The organism is Nocardia blacklockiae (assembly GCF_015477355.1).
Taxonomy (GTDB): domain Bacteria; phylum Actinomycetota; class Actinomycetes; order Mycobacteriales; family Mycobacteriaceae; genus Nocardia; species Nocardia blacklockiae.
Genome location: NZ_JADLRJ010000014.1, coordinates 91,210 through 105,184, shown reverse-complemented (window position 1 = coordinate 105,184; position 13,975 = coordinate 91,210). Strand labels below are relative to the sequence as shown.

Sequence of the window (13,975 nt, the reverse complement as noted above, 5' to 3'; positions counted from 1 at the left end):
CCGGTCGAAGCTGAGTCCAGTTTCGCAGAACCTCTCAGGAGCGCACATGAGGATCAAGACCCACATCGGTGTCAGCGTCGACGGATTCATCACCTCGCCCGACGGACTCCCGGCCGTGTTGTCGATGCCGACCTTCGACCGCGGGCAGTCGCACGGCCTGCCCGAATTCATCGCCGGCTGCGGCGCTGTGGTCATGGGCCGCAACACCTTCGAGCCCGCCGTGGGCGCGCCGCACTGGCCGTGGCCCGGCCTGCGGGTGTTCGTGCTGACCACCCGGCCGCTGCCGCCCGGGACACCCGAGGACGTGGTGTCCGCGCCGAGTCCGGAGAAGCTGCTGGAGGCGATGCGCGACGCGGACTTCGAGGGTGACGTGCACCTGGTCGGCGGGCAGCAGACCATCGAGGCGTTCCGGCGCATCCACGCCCTCGACAGTCTCGGCGTCGTGCTGCTGCCGGTCCTGCTCGGTGACGGCATGCGCCTGACCCCCGCCGGCAGCCCGTCGCAGTATCTGCGCCTGGAATCGACGCGGACGTTGGAAGATGGGTCGGTGGAACACACCTACACCCTCGCCGCCGACGTCGCGAGCCGATGAGAGTCGCGCGGTGCGGGAGATATCAAGGGCGACAACCAGGTTGTCCCGGCGGCGGGCGCTGCGGAGCATCGGACTCGGCGGGCTCGCGGCACTGGCGGGGTGTGCGGTGAGCGCGCCCAGCGGTACGCCGCGGCTGCATCCCGACGGACTGCGCGCCTGCCACGACATCGCGCTGCGGCACACGGGACCCACGCTGGTGCCGGGCCTGGTCGCGCTGATCGCCTGCGGTGACGAGGTGCACGTCGAGACGGCGGGCGTCCTGACGCTGAACGGGCCTGCGGTGCAGCGTGATTCGCTGTTCCGGATCACCTCGACGACCAAGCCGATCACCGCCGTGGCGACCCTCGCCGCCGCCGAGGACGGACTGTTCGACCTGGCCGAACCGGTCGACCGCCTGCTGCCGGAACTGCGCGACCGGCGGGTGCTGCGCAGGATGGACGGGCCGCTCGACGACACCGTGCCCGCGCACCGGCCGCCGACCATCCGCGACCTGCTCACCTTCACCTGCGGTTTCGGCGCGGCCGGGGAGATGATGACCGCCGCGTCGCCGTGGCCGATCGTCACCGCCGCCGACCGGGCGCACCTGGCGACCCTCGGCCCGCCCGACCCTGCGGTGCAGCCCGACCCCGACACCTGGATCGCGGCGCTCGGCCGCCTGCCGCTGCTGGCGCAGCCGGGGGAGCGATGGCTCTACAGCACCGGCTCCTCGATCCTGGGCGTGCTGCTGGCCCGGGCGGCCGGGAAGCCCCTGGCCGAGGTGCTGCGGGAGCGGGTGTTCGAGCCGCTCGGCATGCGCGACACGGGTTTCCACGCCCCGGACAGCAGCCGTCTGGCCACGGCCTACCGGGCCACGCCGCAGGGACTCGAGGTGGCGGACCCGCCGGACGGGGCGTGGTCGCGGCCCCCGGCCTTCGCCGACGGCGCGGCGGGACTGGTGTCGACGGCCGACGACCTGCTCGCCTTCTCCCGCATGCTGTTGCGCGGCGGCGCGCCCGTGCTGTCGGCCGCGTCGGTCCGCGCCATGACCACGGGGCAATTGACGCCGGAACAGCGGTCGCACGGCGGGCTGGCCCCGGGCTTCTTCGTCGACAACTCCTGGGGATACGGCGTGTCGGTCGCCGCCGACGGCTCCTACGGCTGGGACGGCGGCTTCGGCACCTCGTGGCTCGCGGACCCCGGTCGCGACCTCACCGTCCTCGTGCTGACCCAGCGCCTTTTCGACACACCGCAGATTCCGCAGGTACACACTGATTTCCGGGCCGCCGCCCACCGGGCGCTCGGCTGATCCGAGGCGTGCCGGGGACGGGTGGGGCGCGTCACACCGGCGAGCGGAATGGTCCGCCCGGTGCCGCCGTTGAAGAAGCTGTCGGCGTCCGGACAGCCCCGGGCCGCACCCCATCAGTCGCTACGAGCGACCACTCGCCGAGAGGCGCTTGTTGGACGTCGGCTTCCCAGCGCGATCGCCGCCGGACTTCTGGTCCGGCGGCGATTCGCTGTTTCCGGCCGGTTCGGATCGGCGTCGCGGGCGGGCGCTGTGCCGGGTTCGGTGCCGTGACCTCGGCGACTCGCTGCCGGTTCGCGCACCACCGACGCGGCGGGCCGATATTGTGCTTCGCATGTCCACGGGGTCTCGGGACGAGCACAGCGCGGCGGCGATTTCGGACGATTTCGTCGGCCGCGAGCATGAGTTGGACGCGATCGTCACGCTGCTGCTGCGCCATGCGCGACTGGTGACGGTGATCGGTCCCGGCGGGATCGGCAAGACGCGGCTGGCGTCGAAGGTCGCCCAGCAGTTACAGGGTGCGCGGCAGACGCCCGTGCACTGGGTCCGGCTCGCGCGGCTGGCCGCCGACAGCAGTGTCGAGGTCGTCACCGAGGAGACCACCCGGTCCGTGGTGGCGACCGACTATTCCGGACGGTCGGGGTGGGAGGCGCTGGTCAGCGCGCTGCACCGCACCGACGCCCGGGGCAAGCCGGTGCAGACCGTGCTGATCGCCGACAACTGCGAGCACGTGCTGCCCGCGGTCGGCGCCATGCTGGCCCGGCTGCTCGACGCCGTGCCCGGATTGTGCGTGGTGGCGACCAGTCGCGAGGCCATCGGCTGGGTCGACGAGTATCGGTTCTCGGTGCCGCCGCTGTCGCCGCGCCAGGCGCTGGAGCTGTTCCGCTACCGCGCCGAACTGGCCGGTCATCCGATCTCCGGCGCGGACGAGACCGCGATGGCCGCCCGGATCTGCCGGCACATGGACTATCACCCGCTGTTCATCCGCTTGGCGGCCGGGCGGCTGGTCCGCCAGCCGCTGGCGATGATCGCGCGGCAACTCGGCGGCGACCTGTCCAGCGACCGCCGGCTGGGCTGGTCGCCGGGGCCGACGCTGGGCGGGGACGACCGCCATCGCAGCATCACCGACGTCATCGGGTGGTCCTACGACCTGTGCGGGGACAAGGAAAAGCTGCTCTTCGACCGGATGTCGGTATTCGCCGGCGGCTACGACACCGGCGGCGACGCGGGCTCGCTGCCCGTCGGCGCCGATCTGGCGGCGATCCGCGCGATCTGCGCCGACTCCGGCGACAGTCCTTCCGGCGCAACGACTCTGGCCGAAACGGAGATCGAGCACCTGCTGGAGCGACTGGCGGACCAGTCGCTGGTGTCGCGGCACCTGACCAAGACCGCGGTGCGCTACTCGCTGACCGAGACCCTGCGCGTCTACGCCCAGCAGCGACTGGCCGAGCGTTCCGCGCCGGGCGTCGACGAGGAGGCCGAACTGGCCGAGCGCCACTGCCGCTACTACCGCGACCGGATCCAGTACGCGGCGGCGAACTACTTCGGCCCGGCGGAGGAAGACCTCATCGACTGGGCCATGGGCGCGTGGAACAACATCGTCACCGCGATCGAGCGCAGCCTGGTCCCGGGCGGCGACCGCGCGATTCGCGGCCTGGAAATCTGTGTGGGACTGCTGGTTCTGCGCCTGCCGTTCGTCAAGGGCTCGTTCCGCGAGATGCGGCTGTGGACCGAGCGCGCCCTCGACGCCACCCGCGTGCTGTCCCCTCTGCCCGCGGAACTGCGGGTGACGGCGATGGCGCTGCTGGTCTGGATCATGTTGTGCCAGGGCGCGATCGACGATGCCGAGCGGCTGCTCGCGGAATGCGTCGAGGCGGCGCTGCCCGGCGTCGACCCCGACTGGCGGGCCGCGCCCGAACGCGACCTCGGCCTGCCCGCCGTGGTCGACTTCGCTTTCGGCGTCGAACTCATGGTGGCCCGCAAGGATCCGGCGGCCGTCGCGGTGCTGCAACGCGCGCAGGAGAAGTTCGATCGCGACGGCAACGTCTCGGGCTCGGTGCCGAGCGAGCAGTTCGCGGCGCTGGCCGCCGGACTGCTCGGGCCCGCCGAGCAGGCGCGCGACCTGGCCCGTGCCTACCTGGATCGCACCACGGCCGCGGGCGTGTCGTGGACCCGGGCCTGGGCGGAACTGACCTGGTCGATCGCGCTGACCCGGCTCGGCCGGCCCGCGGAGGCCCTGGAGATCCAGCGTTCGGTGCTGGCCTACCTGGTGCCCACCCGCGAGCAGTGGGGTGCGCTGTGGGCGGTCGAATTCCGCACCTGGTCGCTGGCGCGGATCATCACCGACGCGGCGGGCGGCCGGGGCGACCGCTCGGCGGTGACCGCCGCCGCGACCGAGATCGCGCTGCTGGCCGGCGGCACCCGGCGCTTGCGGGCCGGGCTCGGCGTCGACATCCGGCAGCTGGGTCCGTTCGCGGATCTCGCGGCGGAGGCGACCCGCACGGCCGAGAAGGTGCTCGGCGCGCAGCGGTACGCGGCGGTGGAGGCGCAGGGCGCGGCATTGCGCCCGTCGCGCAACGAAGTTCAGCAACTCGCCATGGGGACGCTGCCGACCACGAAGCGGATCGAACCGCCCGCCGTCCGCGACGACGGCCGGCCCGGGTGGGACGAATTGACCACGGCCGAACGGCATGTCGCCACGCTGGCCGCCGCGGGCTGGACCAACGCGCAGATCGCCGCGCGGCGCGGCAAGTCGCGGCGGACCGTGGACGCGCAGGTGGCCGCGATCCTGCAGAAGCTGCACATCTCCTCGCGTGCCGACATCGCCCGGTTCGTCCCGAGGGAGCAGGCCGAGGCGGTCTCGCCGCGGCCCGACACGCACTGATTCCCCCGCCGCGGGTCAGTTCGCGGCGACCGGCGCCACGGCCCGATTCGCTTGTGGCGGAAGGTCGAACGGCCGCGACGGCGGGAACACGACCGGCAGGGCCGCCAGCGCGCGGTGGAACGGCCCCGGCCGCCATTGCAGCGCCCCGGCGGGGCCCGCGAGCCGGATGTCGGGCAGGGCGTCGAGCAGCTGGTCCACCCCGTCCTGGGCGATCAGGTAGGCGGCCTGGCGGGCAGGGCAGGCGTGCGGCCCGGCGCCCCACGCCAGGTGCGCGCGATTGCCGGGGTGGTAGGCGGTGCCGATGGTCGGGTCGTTGTTGCACGCGGCGATGCTGATGACCACCGGCTGGTGGGCGGGCAGCCAGACGTCGTCGATGAGGATCGGCTGGCGCGGGTAGGTCATGCAGAAGTTGGCGATCGGCGGGTCGCTGTAGAGCGATTCGTCGAGCGCGTCGCGCGTGGACAGGCTGCCGCCGTGGATGTCTCCGGCGAAGCCCTCGTCGACCAGCGTCGACAACAGGGTGTTGGTGATGAGGTTGAGCGTCGGCTCGACCCCGGCCCCGTACAGCGGAACCAGCTGCTCGACGACCTCGCGGTCGCTCAGTCCGGCGGCGTGCCCGATGAGCCGGGTGGTGATGTCGTCGCCGGGCTGCTCGTGCTTGTGGGTCACCAACTCGGTCAGCGCCGCGATCAGCATCGCGTTGCCGTCGGCGGCGTCGTTGCCCTCGAACATCGCCATGATGCCCGCCGCGACCCGCTGCCCGATCTCCGGCGGGCATCCCAGCATGGTGTTGATGACCTGGAAGGCAAGCGGCGTAGCGTATTCCGCGAGCAGGTCGGCGGAGCCGCGTTCGCAGAAGCCGTTGATCAGCGGGACGGCGATGTCCTCGACGATGCTGTGCAGCTGGTGCAGATCGACCGCCGCGATGGCCGCCACGTTGGCCTCGCGGTAGCGCTGATGTTCGGCGCCGGTGGTGCGGATGGCGTTGGGCCGCCACTCCAGCATCGGCTTGACCGGGCAGTCCGCGGGGACGTGCTTTTCCCAGGCGCGCGGGTCGGCGGGAAAGTGGTTGGGGTCGTGCAGGATTCGCACCGCCGTCCGGTAGCCGATCACCAGTGTGGCGGGCACGCCCGGGGCCAGGTCCACCGGCACCAGCGAGCCGTATTCGGCGCGCATCGCGCGGTAGTGGCCGTGCGGGTCCGCGGCGAACGCGGGGGAGTAGAGCGCGACGCGGGGGACGTCGGAGTCGAAGGGGGAACTGGTCATTCGGGCCTCACTTGTATCGCGGTCCGGTCTCGGAGGTCCACGACGATGTGGGCGACTCCACGGTCGTCGGCGCGCAGCCGCGGTTCGCAGGCGCCGTGTGCGGCGTAGGTGGCTCCCGGCCGCAGCTGTTCGAGCACGAGGGCGAAGCGGCCCGGGCGCACTCCCGGCCGCAGCACGAGGTCCAGGGCGGCGCCGTCGGTGACGGCCTTGGCCACCAGCACATCCGGGTGCGGCACCTCCGCGAGGCGCGGCCCGCTGTCCCAGGCCGGGGGGCGCGGTCGCGACATCATGTCGGTCAGCGCGAAGGGCCGCCCGAGGCCGCCGAGGCCGAGCATGCCGTTCGCGTGGACCGACGCGGACTCGAATCGCCTTGCGCCCGAGCCGTTTCCGTTCTCGGCGAAGCCGAGCTGGTCGCGTGCCGTTCGCCACAGCGTGGCGTGCCACTCGTGTTCGCCGCGCTCCTGGGCCAGCAGCATGGCGGCGGCCAGCGGCTCGGCGTTGGTGGCGGCGCGCGAACCCCAGTCCTCGGCGGTCGGGGACTCGGTGCCCGCGGATCCGGGGTGCAGGTAGACGCCGGTCTCGAGCCAGTCGCGGCGCAGGATTTCCCAAGCGCGCCAGCCCAATTCGGGGAGCAGCGGGGCGAGGAACGCCGAGATGCCCGCGGTCGTGGTGGGTCCTCGGAAGCCGCGGGCGGTCAGGCCCAAGCCGGAGACGAGGAAGGTCACGAGATCGCCGTCCGCGGCGGTGAATTCGGTGTCGAGGGCGTGCCGCAGGCGGGGCGCGAGTTCGGCCGCGTGGCCGGTGCCGCGCAGGGCGTCCATGACGGCGAGTCCGGCCGCGCTGACCGCGTTGCAGTACGGGAACACCAGGCCCCGGGTGCGGCCGCGGCCGATCGGCAGCGGCTCGCACGGCCACAGGCACAGCTCGCCGTCGAAGTTGCGCACGACGATCGCGTTGATCTCCTCGTGCCCGTACCGGTAGGCGCGATCCGGGGACCACCGGAACTCCAGCGCGCCCGGCGCCCGGTAGCGGCGGTCGCCGGTGGCCTGCTCGAACAGGCCCAGCTGGAGATTCAGGTAGCCGGTGAACATGATGTTCTGGCGCACGTCGATCGGGTCGCTGCGGCGGTGCCGGAAGTCCCAGTTGCCCAACAGGTTCTCCCAGTGCCAGTAGCCCCAGACGCGCGGATCCTGCATCCGATCGAACAGGGCGCGCTGGGCGGCGTGCAGCGGTCCGCGCAGCGCGGGGGTGTGGGAGTAGGAGTACATCGACAGCGCCCAGCCGAGCGCGTTGAGCTGATATCGGTACTGCTGCAAGGGACCTGGGCCCTCGGCGTCGAAGGCGTCCCACTCGTCGGCGGGTTGCAGGGCGATACCGATCAGGTGACGGGCCAGAGCGAGCTGGTCGGTATCGGCCTCGGTCACCGGCGGGGTATCGGCGCTGGGGCGCAACGGAACCCGGTTGGTGCGCGCCGCGCCGCGCTGCCGGTCGAGATACTCCGCGCGCTCGGCGCCGACCCGGCGCGCGGCGCGGTGGCGGACCCGCTCCCGGACGAGCCCCGCGGCCGTCGCCCCGACCGCGACACCCAGTGCGGCCCAGGAGAACCAGGCCAGCGGACCGGGCATGCCGCCGTGCGAGGAGGCCAGCGCCGCACCGGCCGCCGCGGCCGCGAGCACGATCACGGGCAGCGTCACGTAATCCGAGCGCGCGATGCACCGGAACATGTACGCCCAGCCCGCGGCGCCGAGCACACCGGCGAACGCGACCACATGACCGGCGACGACCACGGCGGCCGGTGCGTAGACGATTCCCGCGGCCAGCAGCGCGGCCACCGCGACGATCGCGAGGCCTACCGCGACGCGGTAGCGGCGCAGCGCCCACGCGAGCAGGCCGGCCTCCACGACGACGAGTACCGTGTGCCCGACGATCATGGCGGGACCGAACCCGTGATGCAGCGGCGGTATCGCGACGATCAACCCCGCGCCGGGGACGATCAGCCCGGCGCCGAACGCACGCCACGGATTCGCCAGGCCCAGCAGCGCCGGGGCGACCGCGGCGACAACCCACAGCGACACGGCGACAATCGTTGTGCGCGTGAACCATCGAGCGGTCGCCGGGCCGCGTAACGGAACCGGCGCGGGACGGTCGGCCGCCGCGGTCACCGGCACGCCCGCGTCGGCCGCCGCGGTCATCGCAGCCCCCGCGCCGCCGGGACCGCCGCGGTCGACAAGACGAGGTGACGTGCGGTGGCGACCTCCGCGGCCGCCCGCACCGGCCGCCGGGGACCAGCGGGACCGCGCGCGGCCCGCCACAGTCGCTGAGCTCTCGGGCCGAGCAACATCAACCCGCCCAGTACCAGACAACAGACCACTGCCGCACCGCCCTCTTCCCGACGCCACCAACAGAGCCAGAGTGATTACCTAGGTATTGCTGTGCGCATCGGTAGCGCGGGCCCCGAGCGAGCGCCAAGCCCCTAATTGATGCGGCTCGTGCGGGAGTGGTGCCGTCCGGTTACGTGTCTGCCAACGGGTGTGACGGAGACCGTGTGTCGGGCGCGGATGTCGCGATAGAAGGAGTTCGTGATGAGCGGCGCTGCGCCGAATGCGGGGGATATCCATGACATCTCGGTGGAGCGGTGCCGCCGCTTCTACAGCGAGATGGCCGCGCACGACGTGGCCGCCGACGACGACATCTTCCAGCTCGGACTGGTGAATTCGCTGCGCGCGCTCGAGATCGTCACCCACGTCGAGCAGATCTACGCCGTCGAAATCACCGTCGAGGACCTGGATCTCGACAACTTCCGCTCGGCCGCCCGCCTCGCGCGATTCCTGCGCGCGAAGACCGGCGGCGCGACCGGGGACGAGGCGGCGCGGTGAGTGTGGTGATGTCCGCTGGGAGCGTGGCAGGTGCGGAGGCGGCCCGGTGAGTACGGCGATGTCCGGTGGGAGCGTGACGGGTGCGGGAGGCGGCCCGGTGAGCGTGACGGCAATCGACGTCGGGGAGATCGTGACGCGCGCCGAGGCGGAGGCCGCCGCGTGGGACCGGGACGGGTTGCCGCGCGAGATGGTCGAACTGGCCGCGAAATGCGGAGTGCTGGGGGCGGACCGGGCCGCGGGGCCGGGGATCGGCGCGCACGAATTGGGTGAGCTGGCAGCGACTCTCGGCGCGGTGTGCAGCTCGACGCGGTCTTTGCTGACCGTGGCGGGGATGGTGGCGGCGGCAGTGGACCGGTGGGGGACCGCGCGCCAGCGGGAGTACTGGCTGCCCCGGTTCGTCAGCGGCGCAACGCTTCCCGGGCTGGCGGTCACCGAGGACGGCGCGGGCACCGAGCTGGCGGCCGTGCGCACATCGCTGCGGCCCGACGGCGACGGGGTGGTGGTGACCGGCCGCAAGCTCTGGGTGAGTTTCGGCGAGCTGGCGGATGTGCTGCTGGTGCTGGCCCGCGCCGAGAAAGGCCCGGTCGCGGTGCTGGTTCCGACGGATCGGCCCGGTGTGCGGGTGGAACCCGTCGCGGATCCGCTGGGGTTGCGCGGTGCGCGACTGGCGCACATCGACCTCGACGCCGTCGCGGTCCCGGCCGAGAACGTGCTCGCCCCACCGGGTTTCGGTTTGTCGCATGTGGTGGGGACCGCCCTGGACCACGGCCGCTTCACGGTGGCCTGGGGCTGCGTCGGGATGGCGCGGGCCTGCCTCGCGGAGGCCGCGCAGCGAGCGGCGCGGCGGCGGCCCGACGGGTCGGCGCTCGCCGATCACCAGCTGGTGCGGGCCGCGCTCGGCCGGTGCTGGGTCGCGGTCGAAGGCGCGGAAGCCCTGTGCCGCCGCGCCGCCGACCTGCGCGCCGGTGGCGACGCGGGCGCGGTGCGCGCGACCGTCGCGGCGAAGTACGCCGCCGCGGCGGCGGCCGCCCGGGTCGCGCGGGAGGCGGTGCAATTGCTCGGCGCGGCCGGGTGCGGGCCCGACAGCCGGGCGGGCCGGTTCTATCGCGACGCCAAGGTCATGGAGATCATCGAGGGCCCGGCCGCGGTGGCCGAGCTGCACCTCGGTGACCACGTGCTCACGACGGCGAAAGCCGGTGCCGCGCAATGACCTCCGTACGACTCGGCCCGGTCGCGCGGTGCGTTCCCGCCGCCACGCGCGCGGTGGCGCGGCTGCCGGAACTGGCGACGCTCACCGAAGGGCAGCGGACGCACGCACTGAGCCTCGGCATCGACAGTGTCCCCGTCGCGGGCGACACCGCGGCCGCCGACCTCGCGCACACAGCCGCCGAAACCGCCTTGCGCGCAGCCGGTCTCGCCGCCGCCGACCTCGACGCGCTGCTGCTGGTGCAGGGCCGCGCGCCGGACTACCTGCTGGCGTCGGAGGCGACGGCGCTGCAGCACCGGCTGGGCGCGGCGCGCGCGTTCACCACGGGCATCGGCGATCTCGGCTGCGTCTCCGTCTCCGCGGCTTTGGAGCTGGGCGCGGCACTGCTGCGGGGCGGCGGCCGCTACCGCACCGTGCTGGTGGTGACGGCCGCGACGGCCCCGACCCCGGCCCGCTACCGCCCGCCGATGACCATCCTCGGCGACGGCGCGGCGGCCGTGCTGCTGACCACCGACGGCGCGGGCCGCTACGAACTGGTCGACCACATCGTCCGCAGCAACGGGCAGTACGCGGACCTGTTCCGGATCGACTACCGCGACGTGCCCACCGCCGAGTGGGTCGAGGAGTGTGCCGACGAGACGGCCTACTCGTTCCGGCTCGCGGTCGAGAGCCGGACCCGGTTCACCGACCTCCGGAACGAGATTCTGGACCGGAACAACTTGGGGCACAGCGATATCGCGGCCTATCTGATGCAGAACCTGGGCGCCGGGGCCGTCGAATTCTGGCAGCAGGCCCTCGGCGTGCCGATCGATCCGGCGTGCCGCCGCAACCTCGCGCGCTACGGCCATCTCGGACCGGTCGACGTGCTGGTGAACGCCGAGGACGCCGCGGCCGCCCGGACGCCGGGCGACTACACGATGGTGCTGAACTCCGGCCCGGTCGCGGCGTGGAGCATCGCGCTGCTGCGCCGGCTGCCCGAACCGCAGGAGGTCCGATGGAGCTGGTGAAGTGCCTGGTGTGGGACCTGGACGACACACTGTGGCCCGGCGCGATCGGCGAGCGCAGCGGCGCCGCGCCGAGTCCGGCGGCGCTGCGCACCCTGGAGCTCCTGGACGGGCGCGGCATCCTGCACGCCGTGGCCAGTCGCGGCGACACCGACCGGGCGGTGGCGCACCTGCGCGCCCACGGGGTGGACGAGCTGTTCAGCGCCGTCGAAGTGGGCTGGGGGCCGAAGTCCGCCGCCGTGCGGCGCATCGCCGACGAACTCGGGCTCGCCTTGGACGCGGTGGCGTTCGTGGACGACGACCCGGTGGAGCGGGCGGAGGTGGCCGCCGCCCTGCCGCAGGTGCGGTGCTACCCGGCCGATCGGGTCGGCGTCCTGCCCGACCTGCCGGAGTTGACCCCGGCCGTGGTGACCGAGGAGGCGCGGCACCGCCGTCGGCGCTACCGCGAGGACCGGCTGCGCCGCGCCGACGAACGCGAATTCGCCGGCACCAGTGCGGAATTCCTGGCCTCGCTGGGTCTGGTCATGACGGTGCGGCGCGCCGGGGTCGACGACCTCGCGCGCGCCCACGAGCTGACCGTGCGCACCCACCAGCTCAACACCACCGGCGTGACCTTCGACATCGCGGAATTGCGGGCACTGACCTCCTCGGACCGGCACGAAGTGCTGGTCGCGGACCTGCGCGACCGGTTCGGCGGCTACGGCACCATCGGGCTGGCCGTCACCGAACTGCGCGGCGGCGACGCGGTGCTGCGGCTGCTGCTCATGTCGTGCCGGGTGCTCTCGCGCGGCGTCGGCACGGTGCTGATCGGTCACGTGGTGGACCGGGCGCGCGCCGCGGGGCGGCGGCCGATGGTCGAATTCGTTCCCACCGAGGTGAATCGGGTGATGCTGGTGACGTTGCGGTTCGCCGGATTCGAGGTCGCACGGACACTGCCGGACCGCCTGCTGCTGGCCCACCGGGGCGCGGGCGCGGTGCCGGGCAACCCGCACGTCGACCTGCGTGTCGCGGACGGGGTGTGCTGATGAACGGCCCGGCCCGCGACGGTGTGCTGCCCGACCTGCTGGCGCGCTGCGCCGAGGTGCCCGACCGGACGGCGGTCGTGGTGGGCGACCGGGCGCTCACGTACGGCGAATTGGATTCGGCGACAGCGGAACTCGCGGGTCGGTTGGTAGCGGCGGGGCTGCGTCCGGGCCGCGTGGCGGTGATCCGGATGCGGCAGCGCCTCGAGACGGTCGTCGCGATGCTGGCGGCATTGCGTGCGGGCGGCGCCTGGTGCGTCGTCGAACCGGGGTACCCGGCGGAGTGGTTGCGGGTGCTTTTGCGTGACATCGACTGTGCCGCTGTCGTATTCGATGGCGGCGAGCTGCCCGGCATCGCGGCAGAGACGACGGCCGCGGCTCCCCGCGGCGTCGGCGTGGTGGACGTCGGGTCGGGCGGCGCGGTCGCTCCGGTGCCGGGGCCCGTGCCGGAGAACGCACCGGCCTATGTGATCACCACGTCCGGCTCGACGGGCGCGCCGAAGGCGGTCGTGGTGAGCCGGTCCAATCTCGCGAATCTCGCGGCGTCCCGGGACTATCCGGTGCCCGACGGGGGTCCGGTGGCCCTGGCCCCGCTGCGTCTCACCTGGGACGGGGCCCTGATCCAATCGGTGTGGACGCTGTGCCTGGGCGGGACCGTGGTGCTGCCCGACCATCGCGGCCTGCCGGACCCGCAGGCGGTGGCGGAACTCGCGCGCGAGCGCCGCTGCACGCACCTGTGCGCGACGCCCTCGTTCTATCGGCTGCTGCTGCCGTACCTCGCCGGTGCGGACGAACATCTGGGTACGGTCGTGCTCGCCGGGGAGGTGCTGTCGCCGGATCTCGCGCGGCGGCACCGCGCCGTCCTGCCGGGCACCACGCTGATCAACGAGTACGGGCCCACCGAGGCCACGGGAACCGTGCTGGCGCACCAGGTTTCGGCGGAGGAGCGAGTGGTGCCGATCGGGCGGCCGCTCGGCGACTCGACGGCCTATCTGCTCACCGAGCGGCTGGCGGGGGCCGCGCCCGAGGTGTCGGCGGCACTGGCGCTGGGCGGCCCGCAGGTCGCCGACGGTTACGCCGCCCGGCCAGGCGACACCGCGGCCCGTTTCGTCGCCGACCCGTTCGCCGCCACGCCGGGGTCGCGCATGTACCTCACCGGCGACTCGGCGATGCGAGACCCGCACGGCGACTTGATCTTCCAGGGCCGCACCGACGGCCAGGTGAAGGTACGCGGCGTGCGGGTCGAGTGCGAGGCCGTCGCCGAGGTGCTGCGCCGCCATCCCGGCGTGCGGGACGCCGCGGTGTTCGCGGTGCCCGACCGCCACGGCGACCAGCGGCTGGCCGCCTGCTGGACGGCGGGCGAGTCGACGGTGCTGCTGCCCACCACCGCGGAGCTGGTCGCGCACTGCGGCGCGCACCTGCCCGCCTACGCGGTGCCCGAGCGGATGGTGCAGGTCGGGTCGCTGCCGCTGGCCGCCAGCGGCAAGACCGACCTGGCCGCGCTGCGCGCGTTGCTGGCGGACGCGGCGCAGCGGGAGAACGCCGCGCGCCGGCAGCACTGGAGTGCGCCGCAGCAGGCCGTCGCGGCACTGTGGGCCGAGGTACTCGACCACGACGACTTCGATCTCGACGACCCCTTCCTGGTGGTCGGCGGCAATTCGCAGCGCGTGGTCGAACTGCACATCCGGCTGGAGCGGCGTTGGCCCGGCGCGGTGCGGGTCGGACAGCTGTTCGACGCCGCGACGGTGCGCGCCCAGGCCGAATTGGTCGAGGGCGCACCGCGATCGGAACCGGTCGCCGCCAGCCGGCCGATCGCATTCGAACTGTAGTCAGGAGACATCT

Annotated in this window: 10 protein-coding genes; 8 read left to right on the top strand and 2 right to left on the bottom strand. The window is 73.2% G+C overall.

Going from position 1 to position 13,975, the window contains the following annotated elements; all coding sequences use genetic code 11:
• Positions 1-46 precede the first annotated feature (46 nt).
• From IU476_RS30365 to IU476_RS30355, 3 genes are all read left to right on the top strand, one after another.
• A complete protein-coding gene (locus IU476_RS30365) occupies positions 47-592 on the top strand; it encodes a dihydrofolate reductase family protein (protein WP_195105730.1) in 546 nt (181 codons plus the stop codon).
• Between the two features lie 106 nt (positions 593-698).
• Positions 699-1,877, top strand: coding sequence for a serine hydrolase domain-containing protein (locus tag IU476_RS30360; RefSeq protein WP_324194441.1), 1,179 nt, complete (start codon positions 699-701; stop codon positions 1,875-1,877).
• Positions 1,878-2,208: 331 nt separating this feature from the next.
• The gene (locus IU476_RS30355) at positions 2,209-4,758 is read left to right on the top strand and encodes an ATP-binding protein (protein WP_195105728.1); all 2,550 of its coding nucleotides are present in this window, start codon (positions 2,209-2,211) and stop codon (positions 4,756-4,758) included.
• Between the two features lie 15 nt (positions 4,759-4,773).
• Here IU476_RS30355 and IU476_RS30350 read toward each other — a convergent pair whose 3' ends face one another.
• Positions 4,774-6,024 (bottom strand): cytochrome P450, encoded by a 1,251-nt coding sequence (locus IU476_RS30350; RefSeq protein ID WP_195105727.1) that lies wholly within the window; start codon positions 6,022-6,024, stop codon positions 4,774-4,776.
• Complete coding sequence (locus IU476_RS30345; protein ID WP_195105726.1) at positions 6,021-8,216, bottom strand: linalool dehydratase/isomerase domain-containing protein; 2,196 nt, start codon at positions 8,214-8,216, stop codon at positions 6,021-6,023. The genes IU476_RS30350 and IU476_RS30345 overlap by 4 nt, the downstream gene beginning before the upstream one ends.
• A 390-nt stretch (positions 8,217-8,606) precedes the next feature.
• On the opposite strand from IU476_RS30345, the gene IU476_RS30340 reads away from it, so the two are divergent.
• The 5 genes from IU476_RS30340 to IU476_RS30320 all read left to right on the top strand — a co-directional run bounded on the left by IU476_RS30340 (position 8,607) and on the right by IU476_RS30320 (position 13,962).
• Positions 8,607-8,900 carry a phosphopantetheine-binding protein gene (locus IU476_RS30340; RefSeq protein ID WP_195105725.1) on the top strand — a complete coding sequence of 98 codons (294 nt, stop codon included), beginning with the start codon at positions 8,607-8,609 and terminating at the stop codon, positions 8,898-8,900.
• Positions 8,901-8,997: 97 nt separating this feature from the next.
• A complete protein-coding gene (locus IU476_RS30335) occupies positions 8,998-10,110 on the top strand; it encodes an acyl-CoA dehydrogenase family protein (RefSeq protein ID WP_324194440.1) in 1,113 nt (370 codons plus the stop codon).
• Positions 10,107-11,114, top strand: coding sequence for a beta-ketoacyl-[acyl-carrier-protein] synthase family protein (locus IU476_RS30330; RefSeq protein ID WP_195105724.1), 1,008 nt, complete (start codon positions 10,107-10,109; stop codon positions 11,112-11,114). The genes IU476_RS30335 and IU476_RS30330 overlap by 4 nt, the downstream gene beginning before the upstream one ends.
• The gene (locus IU476_RS30325; protein WP_195105723.1) at positions 11,102-12,136 is read left to right on the top strand and encodes an HAD-IIIC family phosphatase; all 1,035 of its coding nucleotides are present in this window, start codon (positions 11,102-11,104) and stop codon (positions 12,134-12,136) included. The genes IU476_RS30330 and IU476_RS30325 overlap by 13 nt, the downstream gene beginning before the upstream one ends.
• Complete coding sequence (locus tag IU476_RS30320; RefSeq protein ID WP_195105722.1) at positions 12,136-13,962, top strand: amino acid adenylation domain-containing protein; 1,827 nt, start codon at positions 12,136-12,138, stop codon at positions 13,960-13,962. Before IU476_RS30325 ends, IU476_RS30320 begins: the two co-directional genes overlap by 1 nt.
• Positions 13,963-13,975: the final 13 nt, after the last annotated feature.